We start from the raw sequence: 14,372 nt of genomic DNA on the forward strand, positions 1-14,372 counted from the left end.
AATTCTCGACCCGGCCGCGGGTCCACCCATTAACGGCCAGAACGAGGAGTAGCCATGAACGATTCACGACGTCCTTTCGATGCGGTGCAACCGGAACCCATCGACGACAACGAAGACCGCATGGGTTCGATGCACGAACTGGAGTTCGACGATGATGAGCCCAGTGCGAAGATCGGCGACGAACTGCCGGAAAAAGAACGCGAACAATTGATGCCGCGCGAACGCGTTCGCGAAGCGGGCCTGACCGGAGCCTCTGTGGATGATCATCAGCCCACCGAAGACGACATGAGCCCTGAAACCCTCATCCGCGAGGACGGCGCACGCGACGCCTATGAAAGCGGCGACGATGAGCAGGCCGACTGGGACCTGAGCGTGGTCGGTGAAAACGACATCGGCGGGGGCGATGGCCTGGACGAAGCGGAAATGGCGCAGATCGATCCACTGGATGGCAAGCGCGATGGCGCCGGGTCAGCTTGAATCAGGACAGGATGTGACGGCTTCTTCGAGGGCCAGCCCGCTCCCACACAAGACCGGCCGGCCCGGCTGAGGCCTGCGGCAGGAGCGGGTTTGCCGGCATGGTGCCCGCCCTGCGTCAACACCGCGAAGGCGTCACTCGACGAGAGTACACGCCATGACTACGGCGTCCTCGCGGCCACCCACCGCCGGGTAGTAATCCCGCCGACGGCCGATCTCGTTGAAACCGTATCGCTCATACAGCCGGAACGCTGCGCGGTTGCTGTCGCGCACCTCCAGGAAACACTCCCGGGCCTGGGCGTTGAAGGCGATGGACATGAGGTGTTCCAGTAAGCGCAACCCCAGGCCGCGGCCCTGGTTCTCCGGCTTGACGGTGATATTGAGCAAGTGCGCTTCGTCGAGGATGATCTGCACGACACCATGGCCCACTTGCTGCTGGCCTTCGAACATCAGCCATATCTGGTATTTGCTCAATCCGTCGAGAAAGATCCCGCGGGTCCAGGGGTGACTGTAGGCCGCATATTCGATTTTCAGTACAGCGTCGAGGTCCGCCTCGGTCATCGGGCGGAACGATACAGCGTCACTCATTCGATTCTTTCCAGCGCGCCATCAGCCGGCGCATGGCTTGCCAGACTTCAGCCTTGCGCTGTGGCGTTTCCATTAACAATTCCAACCCGGGGACTGCCCAGGCCGAGCCCAGGCCTTCGACCTGCAATTCCCGATTGAACGCATCCTGGTCCGCCTCGCCGGCAAATTTGACCGCTGGCAGGCCGATCAGCCACAAACACACGCAGGGCTCGTCTTCGAGTCGCGCCAAAACGAAGCCCTGGACGAAATCCCGCGCCGCTTCCGGCCCCTGGTCCATCGTTCCACGGGACAGCAGCGGCCAACGCACCGGTTCTCCCACGATCTGTGGGCTGTCCGGCAGACCGGCGGCGCGCAGCATGTCCTTGAGCAACAGGTAGGCAGGATCGCGGCTTTGGAACGGTTCGCCGGTGGGCAGCTCCACCAGCAGCAGGCAACGCCCCGCACGCAGCAGCTGCAGGGTAAACCGCGGTGGCGGAACCGGAGCGACCCGGGCCGGTGCCGGCGTCGACGACACTTCTTCCACCGGTTTGGCATTGGTGCGGGTCGAGGCCAGGCTCGGGCGTGGCACGTCGACCTTCGGCCGCTCGACAGGTGTCACCGGCTCGACAACGGTCTTGGCCACAGGCTCCGCCACCACCGGCACGACGCCAGGCGGCTCGGGCGTTTCCAGCAGTTCGGGCCGCGACGGGGCGGCGAACGGCAATTCGGTACGCGGCAGCCAGGTGACCACCTGCATGGCGGTCAGATAGGCGCGGCGACGAGACTCGATAAGCAAGGGTCGGCCACTTGTGGATAACTGAAAGTGGGGAGGATTCTACCGCCCTTCGACGCGGATCGCTTCCCCGTTGACTCATTAGTTGATCGATCCGCGACGACAGTCCGTCTCAGGGGTGAATCGCAACCGGTCCGATGCAGTACAATTGCCGCTTTTAATTGCCAACCCGACGGCCATTGCGATGATCGAACCCAAGCGCGTCTTGCGCGCCCTCGCCGAACACTGGGCATTGCTGGAACCGTTGTGCGAACATTTCGACCAGGGCACCTTGAGCCTCAACGAACTGCGCTCACAATTGGCCGCCCAGCAATTGGACAGCACGCCCCAGGACATCACCCACCTGCTGGACGTGTGGATCCGCCTGGACATCCTCGTGCCGGTGGCGAAAAGCCCGAACCGCTTCGAGCTCAACGCCCAGATCCACGACTTTCTCGCCTACCTGCGTCGCGAACATCGCCTGGGCCTGTGCCTGGAGATCGAAGCCTACCTGCGCCACCTCGAGCGCCTGGCCGGCTACATCCAGGATGCCTTCGAAGTGCGCGACGGCAACGACCTGGCCCGCCAGTTGCGTTTGCTGGACATGCGGGTGCGGGACGTGCTCAAGAAACTCGCCAACGACGAACAGGCCCTGGTGGCCGTGGCCGAACGCGCCAAGACCAGCGACCGGCAGATCCCGCTGCGCCAGCGCTACGCCGAAGTACTGGCGACCTGGGACGAATACGTCGAGCCGATGATCCAGCTGGTGAACGCCGACGGTGCGTTCGAGCAAGGCGTGCGCAAGGTCGAGAACGTGCTGTTGCGCATGCTCACCGAACAACAGCGCCTCGGGCATCTGGTGGACGATGACATGTTGTTGCGCACCCACGCCCGCATCCTGGAAATGCAGACCAGCGCCCAACTGACCCTGCGTCACGCCCGCGAACTGCTCCTGCCGCTGCGCGAAGAAGCCCGTCGCCATAACGCCGTGACCCGTGGCGCAGCCCTGGCCCTGGCCGCCATCCGCCGCAAAGGCATCGATGCCGTGCCGCAGGCCGCCATGCCGCTGTTCACCCGGCCGCAGAGTACCTTCCTCGGCAGTGCCAGCCAGGTCGAGGCCTATGTGTACGCCCTGGCCCGTTTCGAGCCGAAACCGGCGCGCTTCCCCAAGTCCCACAAGACTCACAAGGGCGGCGATGCTCCGCGGGCGCCGCGTACGGTGCGCGAGATGGTCGAGCGTTGCGAGGACGCCCTGCCGATGCCGGACCTGATGACCTGGCTGCTGGAACAGGAGCCGGACGGCGCCACCGACGAATTGCTGTACTGGTTCTCGCGCCTGTCGCGGGAAAAGCGTTTCAAGCGCGAGCGTCTGGAACGCCGCGAATACCACACTCATGAGCATCAGGTCAGCCTGCGCTCCTTCGCCCTGCTCTCGGCTGGCGACACCGCCGAGGATTCTGCGAGCACTTCCCATGCATCTTGATCTATCCGAACTGTCCCAGCTGGCGCCGATTTTCCGCGAGCTGTTCAAGGGCTACCACATCAGCCGCCGCGACCCGGAGCTGTATGCGCAACTGTCGAACTTCCAGGACCAGTACCGCACGCTGTTCAAGGCCCTGGGTTTCGAACTGGTGTGCGATACCCGTGGTTTCTACTATTTCGTGCCGGACCTGGCGGCCGCCGCGGTGAACAAGACCGCACAACGCCTGGCGCTGTTCACCTTCATCCTGGTCGAACACCTGGCCGACCAGGGCCGCGACCCGATCGCTGTGCTCGACGGCGGTAGCCTGGGCCGCGATGAGCTGCCTTCGCTGCTGGAAAAATACCGTGACCTGTTCATCCAGGCCGAAGTGCAGACCCAGGAAGAACTCGAAGAAAAGATCATGCGTCGCATGACCCAGCTGGGCTTCGCCAGCGAAGAGAACGGCGTGTACCGCTTCCTGCCGCCGATGCACCGGTTTCTCGATGTCTGCCTGTCGGTCCAGCAGGACCGCGACCTGGCCGCCAGCCTGCACAGCGTGCTGCCGTTGCCGGCTCCGGTTCTGATCGACGAGGACAGCGACGAAAAACTGCTGCAGACCGACGATCCGCTGGATCTCAGCGAATTCGAGGGTGAAAGCGAAGAAGAGGCACTGGCCCGAGCCATTGCCGAAGAACAGGAGACCGACGCATGAGCAAGGAACGCTACGGCATCCGCCGCTTCGCCCTTTTGAACACCGCCGGCTACAGCCTTGGCCTGTTCCCGCTGGAAGAACCGCTGTCGGTGTATGGCGCGAACAACCTCGGTAAATCCGCCTCGATCAATGCCTTGCAGTTCCCGATCCTGGCCCGCATGTCGGACATGAGCTTCGGCAAGTACAGCCTGGAACAATCCCGGCGCTTCTACTTCGCCTCGGACACCAGCTATATCCTGGTGGAAGTCGCCCTGCCCCACGGCCCCCACGTGATCGGTGTGGTCGGTCGAGGCCCTGGCGGCGGTTTTGGCCACCAGTTCTTTGCCTATGCAGGCAAGCTGGACCTGGCCCATTACCAGAAAAACGACACGTGCCTGCGTCAGAAAGAGCTGTTCACCAACCTGGAACGCGAGGGCCTGAAGGCCTATGAGCTCAAGCCCGATGAGCTGCGACGCCTGCTGGTGGGGGGGCATACTTCCATTCCCCTGGACCTGACGCTGATCCCGCTGCGTTCTACCAGCGAACAGAGCCTCAAGACTTTCCGCGCGCTGTTCATCAACTTGCTGCACATGCGCGAAATCACCGCGGCCAAGCTCAAGCAACTGTTCCTCGACGCCTTCGAGCACAGCCTGCGTTCCGGCAGTGTGGATTACATCGCCGCGTGCGAAGAAGCGTTCCGCGATGTACGACGCATGGAGCAGGACTACAACTCCCTGGTAGCGGCCGGCCCGCTGGTGGAAGCCCTGGCCAATGGCGTGAAACAACGCGACATCCTGCGTGGCAAACTGCACCGTCTGTCGCCCCTGCTCGATTCGCTGCTGGGAACTTGGTCGGACTATGCCAGTGCACGCAAGGAAGAGTTGACCATCCAGGCCGAGCACTACCGCAACGAACAGGACTCACTGCAGAATGACCAGCGCGGCAGTACCCAGGAACTGATGCGCCTGGAGCGGGAAATCACCGGCATCCAGCGCTGGCTGGGCGAATTGTCGGTGCTCAAGCATCGGTTCGCCCTGGTGGACGACGTCAAGGTGCTGGAGCAGCAACTGCTCGCGGCCAAGGACGCCCACGACGAATTGGCCGGTGCCCTGGCCCAGTCCCGGCAGTTCAGCGCCGAAGACCTGGAAGAACGTCTGCGCGACCTGGAAAAACGCCTGAAGTCGGTCAAGCAACAGCTTGATCACGCCGACAACAACAGCTATGCCCGTCTGCGTGAAGAGTTCTCGCAACAGGACGTCGAACGCCTCATGCGCCTGTTCAACAGCGCACTGTTCAGCCTGCCATTGGGTGAACACGGCATTGCGCTGGACGATAACGGTGACTGGGTCAAGTCCGTGGAGCTGATCCTGGACGGCTTCAAAGGCGAGCGTTTCGAAGTGCCGGGCCTGTCCATCGACCTGTCCCATATCGAGCCACCCGCGCTGCAAGCCCTGGCCGACCGTGCCGCGTTGCGCGACCAGAAGGAACGCCTGGAAAAAGAGCTCAAGCAGCTCAAGACCCAGCAGGCCGTGGCCGCTGACCGCGCTGCCAGCAAGACCCAGACCGAGGCCCTGTACCAACAGGTCCTGGATGCGCAAAAGGCCTTGGAAGATTTCCGACGCACCCAGACCCTGAGCGCCGAGGAAAGCGACAAGCTCGAACAACTGGCCCAGATGGAGGCCGCCCAGGACGAGCTCAAGCGCTCCAGCGATGCCTTCACCGAGCGCGTCCAGCAACTGTCCGCCAAGTTGCAACTGGTGGGCCGGCAGATCGCCGATATGGAAGCCAAGCAGCGCACCCTCGACGATGCCTTGCGCCGCCGTCAGTTGTTGCCGGCGGACCTGCCGTTCGGCACGCCATTCATGGACCCGGTCGACGATTCCATGGACAACCTGTTGCCATTGCTCAACGACTATCAGGACAGCTGGCAGGGCTTGCTGCGGATCGACGGACAGATCGAAGCCCTATACGCCCAGGTTCGCCTCAAGGGCGTGGCCAAGTTCGACAGCGAAGACGATATGGAGCGGCGTCTGCAACTGCTGATCAACGCCTATGCCCACCGCACCGACGAAGCCCTGACCCTGGGCAAGGCGCGCCGCGCGGCCGTGACCGACATTGCCCGGACCCTGCGCAATATCCGCAGCGACTACGACAGCCTCGAACATCAATTGGCGTTGTTCAACCGCGAGATCAACAAGCGCCAGGTTTCCAACCTGCAGAGCTTCCGGATCGTCCTGGCGCCGAACAAGGAAGCCCTCAAGCACATCGACCAGATTATCCACAGCGCCGGCCAGTACGAGGAAGGCGAAACCCTGTCGGTCTTCGATCTCAGCCAGAGCGCCGAGCAGGACAACAAGAACGAAGAAGCCAAGGAGTATCTGGCGCGCCTGGTGGCGGCGAACCACAACCAGTTGGGTCTCAAGGACCTGTTCGAACTGGCCTTTGAAATCACCAAGGTCAATGGCCAGCCGGTGATTCATACCGACATCGACGGTGCAGCGTCCAACGGCACCACCATGACCATCAAGGCGCTGACCAACATGTACTTGTTGCTGCACTTGATGGATCGCGAACAGGCCGGCCGCGTACGCTTGCCGTATTACCTGGACGAAGCGGCGGACATCGACGAAAAGAACCAGGCAGCGCTGCTGGAAACCAGTCTGCAATTAGGCTTCGTGCCGATTCTCGCCAGCGTGAAGCCGCAAGTCTGCGCCAGTGTCGCCATCGACCTGGAGGGCGGTAGCGGCCCGAACGGCATCTACATCGACGAAGCGGACTGGAAATACATCCGCCGTCGTGATGCGGTGAAAGCCACGGTGAATGTACAGGCCGATGAGCCGGAGCTCGATCCGGTGTGATGTGAGTACCTGGGTATGAAAAAGGCCGCGATCCAATGGATAGCGGCCTTTTTTTATTGCGCCAGTTTTGAGTCTTCAGTGCAACGGAAGGCCTCATCGCGAGCAAGCTCGCTCCCCACATTGGAATGATTCTGGATGAACGATCCTGCATCCCTGTGGGAGCGAGCTTGCTCGCGATGGCGTCAACACGGACAACGCCGGTGTTGTTACTTGCCGAGCTTGATCTTTGGCGCCCAGGTCAGCCACTCGTCCTCGAATTTGTCGAACAGCGGGAAAGTCTGCTCCGCTCGCGCCGGGCCGCCCATTTTCTCGCCGTCTGGCGTCGCGAAGGCGATGCCGCCCTGGATCAGCGTTTCCAGCGACTCGGTCCGCACCGTCGCCCCTTTGAACAAACCGAAATCCAAACCAAAGCCGCTGGTATTCCAGAAGCGCGTACCACTACGCACCAGTGGTGCATATTTAGGCTCGATCAGGATATGAATCAGCACCCGATCCGCTGTCTGGCCCAATTCATATCCGGTGACCTTGCCCACCGTCACCTCGCGATAAGTCACCGGCACGCCGATCTTCAACGAACCACGGCGGGCCGCGCTCAGCACCAGGCTCAGGCCGGCTTCAGGCACCGCGTTTTCCGGTGGATTGGCAAGGGCCACGAAGTTTTTCTGCGGCCCGAGGTTCTTCACCGCCGGCTGCACCTCGAGGTATTGGCCGGTCACCAGCGTTTCCAGGTTCGAGGTCTTGATCAACCCCAGCTCAGGCTTGACCACCCAGAACTGGCTACCGACCCGGGCGATACGCTCCGGGACCTCGGTGATGCGCGCCGTGAGCAATACCGACTGCATGTCGGCACTGAGGTCCACATCCTCGACCTTGCCCACATCCAAGCCCTTGAAGCGAATCGGCGTACCGCTGCGCAAGCCATCGGCACGATCGACCTTGATGGTCACGACGGTCCCACTTTGTTGCGCGGCTTCACGATTCTCATGCAACCGGAAGCGCGGGACCCGCCTTTTCAACGGCACATTCGGCTCCGGCGTTTCAAAGGCAATGCCGCCGGCCATCAGGCTTTGCAGCGATTCGCTCTTGACCTGGATTCCTCCCGTCAGGCCGCCCGTGAGGGTGATGCCGCTGGCATTCCAGAAGCGCGTCGAACCATTGACCAGCCCTTCGTATTCCTTCTCGATATGTACCCCGATGATCAACTGCTTTTTCTTGCGAGAGAACTGGTAGCTCTGCACCGACCCGACCTTGACCTGCTTGTAGAGGATCGGGCTGCCGACCTCCAGGGATCCGAGGTTTTCAGTCAACAGGACCAGGTGCAGGCCGGGTGCGCGCAAGTCCAGTGGCGGCGCTTTTGCCCGGGCCTCGAATTCGCGCTGCGGGGCGCCGCCCTTGTCGCCGGGGCGTATGGCGATGTAGTTACCTTTGACCAATGCCTCCAAGCCGGTGATACCCGCCAGGGAGATCGACGGCTTGACCACCCAGAACTGCGTTCCCGTCACCAGGTAGTCTTCGGCCAAGGGGTCCAGGGTCAATTCAGCGGTGGCACTGGACAGGTCGGGATCGACCTTGAGGTTTTTCAGGCTACCGACCTGGATGCCTTTGTACATCACTGGCGTGCGGCCGGATTGCAGGCCTTCGAAATCGCTGAGCTTGACCTTCACCCGGATACCGGCGGCTGCGGCGTCGAAATCCTCGTAAAGACGGAACGGCAGGCTTGGATCCGTCGGCGGGCTGTCCTTGCGACTTTCTGGCGTGGCGAACGCAATCCCCCCGGCCACGATACTGGCCAGGGATTCGCTGCGCACCTTGACACCCGAGAGGTTGGCATCGATGCTGATGCCGCTGGCATTCCAGAACCGGGTGTGTTTGCGCACCAGGCTGGCATACGTCGGCTCAATGAAAACCTTGATCTCGACGGTGTTCTGGTCCTCGGACAGTTGATAGCTTTTCACCTGTCCGACCTGGATCTGCTTGTAGAAAACCGGACTACCCCGATTCAACGAACCCAAGCGGTCGGCCTTGAGCGTCAGGTGCAACCCCGGCTTGGCGTCCGACAATGGCGGCTCCTGGGCCAGGGCCTTGAACTTGCGGCTGGACTCCCCTTCACCCGGACTGATAGCCACATAGTTACCTGACACCAGGGTTTCCAGCCCTGTGATCCCGGCCAGGCTGACGCTTGGCTTGACCAGCCAGAAGCGGGTTCCGGTCTTGAGGTACTGTTCCACGTCCTTGTTCATTTCGATGGTCGCCACGACCCCCTTCGAGCTCCCCTCGTCGTCGAGCGTGAGGGCCGTGACCTTGCCGACCGGCATACCTTTGTAGACCACCTCGGTCTTGTTGACCTGGATGCCTTCGCCGCTCTCAAAGCGCACGCTGATCTGGATCCCTGTCTCGTTATATGCCTTCCAGCCAAGCCAGCCCCCGATGATCAAGGCAATCAGTGGCAGGATCCAGATGGCCGACCAGTTCGAGGCCGGTCGAGTTTTAGCGGTAGGCAAATCAGTCATGGTCGTCATCCGACTCCGTGTTATCCCAAATCAGCCGGGGATCGAAAGTTACTGCGGCAATCATTGTCAAAATCACTACGCTGGCAAAGGCAATCGCGCCGAGACCGGCTTCGACACTGGCGAGTCGTCCGAAATTCACCACGGCCACCAGAATGGCAATTACAAAAATATCGAGCATCGACCAGCGACCGATGAACTCAATGAAACGGTACATAAAGATGCGCTGCCGCGCAGACATGGGCTGGTGCCGCTGTACGGAAAACAGCAACAGGGCGATGCCTACCAGCTTGAAGGTGGGCACTACGATACTCGCGACGAACACCACGGCAGCAATGGGAATCATGCCGTGCTGCACCAGTTCGATGACGCCGGCCATGATGGTGCTCGGGGCACCTTGCCCCAAGGAATTGATCGTCATGATCGGCAGCACATTGGCAGGGATATAGAGGATCGCAGCGGTGAGTAGCAGCGCCCAGGTGCGCATCAGACTGTTCGGGCGCCGAGGGTGGACCTGTGCACCGCAACGGGTACAGGTCTGCCCTTGTGCATCGCAATCCCACCGATTCAATTCGTGGCATTCGGTACAGATCAGAATGCCGGCATCAATCGCCCGCATGGGCATCTTCTCCTGATAATGCTTGCCAGATCTGATGCGGTGACATCACCACCTCCAACCACACCTGAACAAGCAATAAACTGATAAAGCACACCAAGCCTAGGCCGATGGTGATGGCGGCCATGTCTGCCAACTTGACGATGGCTACCAACACGCCCATCAGGTAGACCTCAAGCATCCCCCAGTCTCGTAGATGGTGATAAATGCGATAGAGCAACAAACCGTAGCTACGGCCAATGTTCAAGCGAATGGTCAGCAGTACCGTCAACTGGCACAGCAGCTTGAGGAGTGGTATGCCCATGCTGCAGAGAAACACCACCACCGATATGCCTTGCATGCCGGTATCGAACAAGGCGACAACGCCACTCCAGACGGTGTCCTGGGAGGATTGCCCGAGCAGGCTAAGTTGCATGATGGGTAGAAAGTTCGCTGGCACATACAGCAGCAGAGCGGCGATGACCAAGGCCAGGCTGCGCTCGACCACATTGTGTCGGTGGGCGTAGAGTTCGTAGCCACAACGGGGGCATTCAGCTTTTTCGCCATGGGCCAGTTGAGGCTTGCGCATCAACAGATCGCACTCATGGCAAGCCACCAGATCGTTCAGGGGTAGATCTGACAACCGATGAGTGTCCAACGGATCTGACATAAAGAGGTCTGGCTCAGCTAGGGTGAAGCTATTCTAGTGCTCTGGCTTGAAAATAACTGAGTAAATTCGTTACGAACTTCCCCCAATACTTTCTTTCAGGCAAAACAAAACCCCTACCTGCGTCAGCAGATAGGGGTTTCGGAATTTAATCTTGACGATGACCTACTCTCACATGGGGAAACCCCACACTACCATCGGCGATGCATCGTTTCACTTCTGAGTTCGGGATGGGATCAGGTGGTTCCAACGCTCTATGGTCGTCAAGAAATTCGGTAGCCAGCGCGTGCCTTACGGTCACGTTCCAGCGAATGGGTATGCGATAGTTTGTGTGTTGCCTTCAAGCACGTTCGAACTTTCGGTTCGTTTCGTCTTCACAACACCGCAATCTGCTCTCTGTCGAGTCGACAGATTGCTTGGGTGTTATATGGTCAAGCCTCACGGGCAATTAGTACAGGTTAGCTCAACGCCTCACAGCGCTTACACACCCTGCCTATCAACGTCGTAGTCTTCGACGGCCCTTCAGGGAGCTCAAGGCTCCAGTGAGATCTCATCTTGAGGCAAGTTTCCCGCTTAGATGCTTTCAGCGGTTATCTTTTCCGAACATAGCTACCCGGCAATGCCACTGGCGTGACAACCGGAACACCAGAGGTTCGTCCACTCCGGTCCTCTCGTACTAGGAGCAGCCCCTCTCAAATCTCAAACGTCCACGGCAGATAGGGACCGAACTGTCTCACGACGTTCTAAACCCAGCTCGCGTACCACTTTAAATGGCGAACAGCCATACCCTTGGGACCGGCTTCAGCCCCAGGATGTGATGAGCCGACATCGAGGTGCCAAACACCGCCGTCGATATGAACTCTTGGGCGGTATCAGCCTGTTATCCCCGGAGTACCTTTTATCCGTTGAGCGATGGCCCTTCCATACAGAACCACCGGATCACTAAGACCTACTTTCGTACCTGCTCGACGTGTCTGTCTCGCAGTCAAGCGCGCTTTTGCCTTTATACTCTACGACCGATTTCCGACCGGTCTGAGCGCACCTTCGTACTCCTCCGTTACTCTTTAGGAGGAGACCGCCCCAGTCAAACTACCCACCATACACTGTCCTCGATCCGGATAACGGACCTGAGTTAGAACCTCAAAGTTGCCAGGGTGGTATTTCAAGGATGGCTCCACGCAGACTGGCGTCCACGCTTCAAAGCCTCCCACCTATCCTACACAAGCAAATTCAAAGTCCAGTGCAAAGCTATAGTAAAGGTTCACGGGGTCTTTCCGTCTAGCCGCGGATACACTGCATCTTCACAGCGATTTCAATTTCACTGAGTCTCGGGTGGAGACAGCGCCGCCATCGTTACGCCATTCGTGCAGGTCGGAACTTACCCGACAAGGAATTTCGCTACCTTAGGACCGTTATAGTTACGGCCGCCGTTTACCGGGGCTTCGATCAAGAGCTTCGCGTTAGCTAACCCCATCAATTAACCTTCCGGCACCGGGCAGGCGTCACACCCTATACGTCCACTTTCGTGTTTGCAGAGTGCTGTGTTTTTAATAAACAGTCGCAGCGGCCTGGTATCTTCGACCGGCGTGGGCTTACGCAGCAAGTGCTTCACCCTCACCGGCGCACCTTCTCCCGAAGTTACGGTGCCATTTTGCCTAGTTCCTTCACCCGAGTTCTCTCAAGCGCCTTGGTATTCTCTACCCAACCACCTGTGTCGGTTTGGGGTACGGTTCCTGGTTATCTGAAGCTTAGAAGCTTTTCTTGGAAGCATGGCATCAACCACTTCGTCACCCAGAGGGTAACTCGTCATCAGCTCTCGGCCTTGAAACCCCGGATTTACCTAAGATTTCAGCCTACCACCTTAAACTTGGACAACCAACGCCAAGCTGGCCTAGCCTTCTCCGTCCCTCCATCGCAATAACCAGAAGTACAGGAATATTAACCTGTTTTCCATCGACTACGCTTTTCAGCCTCGCCTTAGGGACCGACTAACCCTGCGTCGATTAACGTTGCGCAGGAAACCTTGGTCTTTCGGCGTGGGTGTTTTTCACACCCATTGTCGTTACTCATGTCAGCATTCGCACTTCTGATACCTCCAGCAAGCTTCTCAACTCACCTTCACAGGCTTACAGAACGCTCCTCTACCGCATCACTTACGTGATACCCGTAGCTTCGGTGTATGGTTTGAGCCCCGTTACATCTTCCGCGCAGGCCGACTCGACTAGTGAGCTATTACGCTTTCTTTAAAGGGTGGCTGCTTCTAAGCCAACCTCCTAGCTGTCTAAGCCTTCCCACATCGTTTCCCACTTAACCATAACTTTGGGACCTTAGCTGACGGTCTGGGTTGTTTCCCTTTTCACGACGGACGTTAGCACCCGCCGTGTGTCTCCCATGCTCGGCACTTGTAGGTATTCGGAGTTTGCATCGGTTTGGTAAGTCGGGATGACCCCCTAGCCGAAACAGTGCTCTACCCCCTACAGTGATACATGAGGCGCTACCTAAATAGCTTTCGAGGAGAACCAGCTATCTCCGAGCTTGATTAGCCTTTCACTCCGATCCACAGGTCATCCGCTAACTTTTCAACGGTAGTCGGTTCGGTCCTCCAGTCAGTGTTACCTAACCTTCAACCTGCCCATGGATAGATCGCCCGGTTTCGGGTCTATTCCCAGCGACTAGACGCCCTATTAAGACTCGCTTTCGCTACGCCTCCCCTATTCGGTTAAGCTCGCCACTGAAAATAAGTCGCTGACCCATTATACAAAAGGTACGCAGTCACCCAACAAAGTGGGCTCCCACTGCTTGTACGCATACGGTTTCAGGATCTATTTCACTCCCCTCTCCGGGGTTCTTTTCGCCTTTCCCTCACGGTACTAGTTCACTATCGGTCAGTCAGTAGTATTTAGCCTTGGAGGATGGTCCCCCCATATTCAGACAAAGTTTCTCGTGCTCCGTCCTACTCGATTTCACTTCTAAGATCCTTTCGCGTACAGGGCTATCACCCACTATGGCCGCACTTTCCAGAGCGTTCCGCTAAAATCAAAGAAGCTTAAGGGCTAGTCCCCGTTCGCTCGCCACTACTAAGGGAATCTCGGTTGATTTCTTTTCCTCAGGGTACTTAGATGTTTCAGTTCCCCTGGTTCGCCTCTTGCACCTATGTATTCAGTGCAAGATAACCATCTTGTGATGGCTGGGTTCCCCCATTCAGACATCTCCGGATCACAGTCTGTTTGCCGACTCCCCGAAGCTTTTCGCAGGCTACCACGTCTTTCATCGCCTCTGACTGCCAAGGCATCCACCGTATGCGCTTCTTCACTTGACCATATAACCCCAAGCAATCTGGTTATACTGTGAAGACGACATTCGCCGAAAATTCGTACGCTTGCTCTACGAGCAACTCACAAATTTTACCTTAGCCTGAACCGTTACCAGTGAAAGTAACGTCCAGTCTATCTTTCTATCACATACCCAAATTTTTAAAGAACGATCTAATCAAAAGACTAGAAATCAACATTCATCACCGTTCGGTGGAATGCTCATTTCTAAGCTTTAAACGTTGGTGCCAATCGGTAATGGTGGAGCCAAGCGGGATCGAACCGCTGACCTCCTGCGTGCAAGGCAGGCGCTCTCCCAGCTGAGCTATGGCCCCGTATCGCTACAGGGTACACCATGAAATTGGTGGGTCTGGGCAGATTCGAACTGCCGACCTCACCCTTATCAGGGGTGCGCTCTAACCAACTGAGCTACAGACCCAATCGTCTTCTTCAATGAATCAAGCAATT

At 58.6% G+C, this 14,372-nt stretch carries 9 protein-coding genes, 2 tRNA genes and 2 rRNA genes; 4 read left to right on the plus strand and 9 right to left on the minus strand.

What is annotated here, in order from left to right:
* Positions 1-54: 54 nt before the first annotated feature.
* Positions 55-477 carry a serine kinase/phosphatase gene (locus tag AC1M7R_RS06675; RefSeq protein ID WP_072431544.1) on the plus strand — a complete coding sequence of 141 codons (423 nt, stop codon included), beginning with the start codon at positions 55-57 and terminating at the stop codon, positions 475-477.
* Between the two features lie 132 nt (positions 478-609).
* Here the strand turns inward: AC1M7R_RS06675 and rimI are convergent, their stop codons facing one another.
* Positions 610-1,062 carry a ribosomal protein S18-alanine N-acetyltransferase gene (gene rimI, locus AC1M7R_RS06680; RefSeq protein ID WP_072396731.1) on the minus strand — a complete coding sequence of 151 codons (453 nt, stop codon included), beginning with the start codon at positions 1,060-1,062 and terminating at the stop codon, positions 610-612.
* Positions 1,055-1,837, minus strand: a complete 783-nt coding sequence (locus AC1M7R_RS06685; protein ID WP_123595276.1) for an energy transducer TonB — start codon at positions 1,835-1,837, stop codon at positions 1,055-1,057. The genes rimI and AC1M7R_RS06685 overlap by 8 nt, the downstream gene beginning before the upstream one ends.
* Before the next feature lie 181 nt (positions 1,838-2,018).
* Here AC1M7R_RS06685 and mksB point away from each other — a divergent pair, with 181 nt between their 5' ends.
* The 3 genes from mksB to mksF are packed head-to-tail and all read left to right on the plus strand — an operon-like array spanning position 2,019 to position 6,824.
* Positions 2,019-3,296, plus strand: coding sequence for an Mks condensin complex protein MksB (gene mksB / locus AC1M7R_RS06690; RefSeq protein WP_072396727.1), 1,278 nt, complete (start codon positions 2,019-2,021; stop codon positions 3,294-3,296).
* The gene (mksE, locus tag AC1M7R_RS06695) at positions 3,286-3,987 is read left to right on the plus strand and encodes an Mks condensin complex protein MksE (RefSeq protein ID WP_072396725.1); all 702 of its coding nucleotides are present in this window, start codon (positions 3,286-3,288) and stop codon (positions 3,985-3,987) included. The genes mksB and mksE overlap by 11 nt, the downstream gene beginning before the upstream one ends.
* Entirely contained in the window at positions 3,984-6,824 is a 2,841-nt protein-coding gene (mksF, locus tag AC1M7R_RS06700) for an Mks condensin complex protein MksF (RefSeq protein ID WP_072396723.1), read from the plus strand. The genes mksE and mksF overlap by 4 nt, the downstream gene beginning before the upstream one ends.
* A 206-nt stretch (positions 6,825-7,030) precedes the next feature.
* Here mksF and AC1M7R_RS06705 read toward each other — a convergent pair whose 3' ends face one another.
* The 7 genes from AC1M7R_RS06705 to AC1M7R_RS06735 form a co-directional block, all read right to left on the minus strand.
* Positions 7,031-9,334 carry a PqiB family protein gene (locus tag AC1M7R_RS06705; RefSeq protein ID WP_072397205.1) on the minus strand — a complete coding sequence of 768 codons (2,304 nt, stop codon included), beginning with the start codon at positions 9,332-9,334 and terminating at the stop codon, positions 7,031-7,033.
* A complete protein-coding gene (locus tag AC1M7R_RS06710; protein ID WP_072396721.1) occupies positions 9,327-9,950 on the minus strand; it encodes a paraquat-inducible protein A in 624 nt (207 codons plus the stop codon). The genes AC1M7R_RS06705 and AC1M7R_RS06710 overlap by 8 nt, the downstream gene beginning before the upstream one ends.
* Complete coding sequence (locus AC1M7R_RS06715) at positions 9,937-10,596, minus strand: paraquat-inducible protein A (RefSeq protein WP_072431543.1); 660 nt, start codon at positions 10,594-10,596, stop codon at positions 9,937-9,939. Before AC1M7R_RS06715 ends, AC1M7R_RS06710 begins: the two co-directional genes overlap by 14 nt.
* Before the next feature lie 149 nt (positions 10,597-10,745).
* Positions 10,746-10,861, minus strand: a 5S ribosomal RNA gene (gene rrf / locus AC1M7R_RS06720).
* A gap of 159 nt (positions 10,862-11,020) precedes the next feature.
* Positions 11,021-13,912: ribosomal RNA gene (locus AC1M7R_RS06725) — 23S ribosomal RNA — on the minus strand.
* Between the two features lie 251 nt (positions 13,913-14,163).
* A tRNA-Ala gene (locus AC1M7R_RS06730) sits at positions 14,164-14,239 on the minus strand.
* Positions 14,240-14,266: 27 nt separating this feature from the next.
* Positions 14,267-14,343: transfer RNA gene (locus tag AC1M7R_RS06735), tRNA-Ile, on the minus strand.
* Positions 14,344-14,372 lie beyond the last annotated feature (29 nt).

The sequence above is a fragment of the Pseudomonas sp. MS01C9 genome, from assembly GCF_058202755.1.

Bases quoted from the DNA above. Each gene is read 5' to 3' on its own strand.
- AC1M7R_RS06675 (WP_072431544.1), top strand. From the start codon at position 55: ATGAACGATTCACGACGTCCTTTCGATGCGGTGCAACCGGAACCCATC.
- rimI (WP_072396731.1), bottom strand. From the start codon at position 1,062: ATGAGTGACGCTGTATCGTTCCGCCCGATGACCGAGGCGGACCTCGAC.
- mksB (WP_072396727.1), top strand. From the start codon at position 2,019: ATGATCGAACCCAAGCGCGTCTTGCGCGCCCTCGCCGAACACTGGGCA.
- mksE (WP_072396725.1), top strand. From the start codon at position 3,286: ATGCATCTTGATCTATCCGAACTGTCCCAGCTGGCGCCGATTTTCCGC.
- mksF (WP_072396723.1), top strand. From the start codon at position 3,984: ATGAGCAAGGAACGCTACGGCATCCGCCGCTTCGCCCTTTTGAACACC.
- AC1M7R_RS06705 (WP_072397205.1), bottom strand. From the start codon at position 9,334: ATGACTGATTTGCCTACCGCTAAAACTCGACCGGCCTCGAACTGGTCG.
- AC1M7R_RS06710 (WP_072396721.1), bottom strand. From the start codon at position 9,950: ATGCGGGCGATTGATGCCGGCATTCTGATCTGTACCGAATGCCACGAA.
- AC1M7R_RS06715 (WP_072431543.1), bottom strand. From the start codon at position 10,596: ATGTCAGATCCGTTGGACACTCATCGGTTGTCAGATCTACCCCTGAAC.